Below are 1,349 nucleotides of genomic sequence, written 5' to 3' on the forward strand. Positions count from 1 at the left end.
AGGGATTCGGCTGGTGCGCGCTCCCTTGTGCGCTGGTGGAGGAGTTTGCGGCAGAAAAACCGCTGGTCCAATTGATGCTGCCCGGCTGGCCAAAGGCTATCTCTATCGATCTGCTGTGGAATAAGAAATCACCGCCTGGCGTGGCGGGAAGTTGGCTGCGCGACCATTTACAGCAGAGTGGCGTTCAGATGACCAATAAATGATACGAATTTCCTTTGTGATAAAAATCACCGTTTTTAAACAACCTTGATAACTCTTTTTAACAATCATCTACTATTGCGGTGTTATTTTGCGCTGAGGTGGTGATGAAAGAGGTTGTGATAGTCGGGGCGTTACGGACACCAATCGGCTGCTTCCAGGGGACGCTGGCGCGCCACTCTGCCGTTGAATTAGGTAGCATGGTAGTCAGGGCGTTACTGGAGCGCACGGGCGTGGACGTTCACGCTGTGGATGAAGTGATCCTCGGACAGGTGCTTACCGCTGGTGCCGGGCAAAACCCGGCGCGTCAGTCCGCCATCAATGGTGGGCTACCCAATACCGTCTCCGCCATCACCATTAACGATGTCTGCGGCTCGGGTCTGAAAGCGCTGCATCTGGCGACCCAGGCTATCCAGTGCGGCGAAGCCGACATTGTGATTGCGGGCGGACAAGAGAATATGAGCCGTGCGCCGCATGTCCTTACTGATAGCCGTACCGGCGCACAGTTGGGCAACAGTCAACTGGTCGACAGCCTGGTGCATGACGGCCTGTGGGACGCTTTCAACGATTACCATATGGGCGTTACCGCGGAAAATCTGGCGCGGGAATATGGCATCAGCCGTGAACTGCAGGATGCCTACGCACTGCATTCGCAGCACAAGGCGCGGATGGCAATTGACGCCGGGCGCTTTAAAGATGAAATCGTGCCGGTGGTAACGCAGCGTAATGGGCAATCGTTCGTGGTGGATACCGACGAACAGCCGCGCACTGATGCCAGCGCAGAAGGGCTGGCGCGCCTGGATCCGACCTTCGACAGGCTCGGTTCAGTAACCGCGGGCAACGCGTCATCCATCAATGATGGCGCCGCTGCGGTGATGATGATGAGCGAGGCTAAGGCCCAGGAGCTGAATTTGCCGGTGCTGGCCCGCATCCGCGCCTTTGCCAGCGTCGGGGTCGATCCCGCGCTCATGGGAATTGCGCCGGTGTATGCGACGCGCCGTTGCCTTGAGCGTGTGGGCTGGCAACTGGCTGATGTTGATCTTATCGAGGCCAACGAAGCCTTTGCCGCACAGGCATTGTCCGTTGGGAAAATGCTGGAGTGGGATGAACGGCGGGTGAATGTGAACGGCGGAGCCATTGCGCTTGGTCAT

The 1,349-nt window shown here is 57.5% G+C and carries 1 protein-coding gene and 1 pseudogene; both read left to right on the forward strand.

All coding sequences use genetic code 11. The annotated features are described in order from the left end of the window. Positions 1 to 203: pseudogene (locus tag FDW87_RS22445) on the forward strand (substrate-binding domain-containing protein); the annotation flags it as partial. Positions 204 to 305: 102 nt separating this feature from the next. Continuing rightward, positions 306 to 1,349: acetyl-CoA C-acetyltransferase (locus FDW87_RS12165; RefSeq protein ID WP_252363142.1), on the forward strand; the 1,044-nt coding region annotated here is incomplete at its 3' end.

It is taken from the genome of Citrobacter sp. wls826, assembly GCF_005281245.1.
Classification (GTDB): domain Bacteria; phylum Pseudomonadota; class Gammaproteobacteria; order Enterobacterales; family Enterobacteriaceae; genus Citrobacter; species Citrobacter braakii.